A 972-nucleotide genomic window follows, 5' to 3' on the forward strand; every position below is an offset into this window, starting at 1 on the left:
GGGGCTGGATGCTGCTGGTGGATCACTCCAGGATACCCTGTCTGTGATCGGCAAGAACGTCACATGCAGTGACCTGAACGCGCCATTTAAAGCACTCCTGTATGATAAAGACTTCACCCGAAAGCATCGGCACCTATCGAAGGTTTTGCATGCGTGGGATGAGGTGGTTTCATCCTCAGACTGACAATGGGGCTGAGGCCCCTTTTTTTCTGCCCAAAAAAGGCAACTAGGCAGGCGGAGTGGTGAAGCACCTGATGTACCATCACGGCATTGTTGTTAAAGTTTGGAGACAGTGTATGCCTGAAAAGATGAAGCAGAGAAAAGGGCCGATAAAGTGCGAATTTGATTTAAGGGATGAATCTTTCGTTTACTCCTTTGAGGACAAAGATGGCGCGACTGTAGTAGAAGTTGATTATACTCTTCTGCTAAATAACCCATACTCAAGGACCTACAAAAATCAATGGATGATGAACGTTGGTTTTTTATGGTTGGCTATGTCTACGGCAGGAAGAATATATGAGCACTTCACTCACATCAGTCTAGGCGTTACACCCTTCGGTTTGCTGGGTGGAATAGTGGTTCTTTGGGCATATTACTCAAGGGTAAACGTATCTGCTTTTAGCCTTGAAAATGGCTTTATTGTTCATGTGGTAAAAGATAAGCAGCACGACAAAATAGTAAATGAACTGCTGGAAAGAAGAAACAGAATCCTCTTGGGAAGATATGGAATAATTAATGCGGCAGAATCTCGTGATCACGAGATCAGTAAGTTTCACTGGCTTAAATCAGAAGGTGTCATAGGTCCTGATGAGCTTGATTCTAAACTAGCAGAAATTGATGCGATCTATGGAGTTGAAGAGCTTAAAAGCGACACTCTTCATTAAAATAGGGGCTGACTAGCCCCCTTTTTTTATCGGAATGACATTGCGTTTGTGGACGTTATTTTCACTCGGGATATGTAACCTTGAAAAA

The 972-nt window shown here is 43.4% G+C and carries 2 protein-coding genes; both read left to right on the top strand.

Annotation, left to right across the window (positions count from 1 at the left end):
* Positions 1–184, top strand: a 184-nt coding sequence (locus tag BHE89_RS18615; RefSeq protein ID WP_128860717.1) for a hypothetical protein, incomplete at its 5' end; no start/stop codon positions are given.
* A 112-nt stretch (positions 185–296) separates the two neighbouring features.
* The gene (locus tag BHE89_RS18620; protein WP_069369954.1) at positions 297–884 is read left to right on the top strand and encodes a hypothetical protein; all 588 of its coding nucleotides are present in this window, start codon (positions 297–299) and stop codon (positions 882–884) included.
* The last annotated feature ends 88 nt before the right edge of the window (positions 885–972 follow it).

This window comes from Shigella sp. FC1967 (assembly GCF_001743005.1).
Classification (GTDB): domain Bacteria; phylum Pseudomonadota; class Gammaproteobacteria; order Enterobacterales; family Enterobacteriaceae; genus Proteus.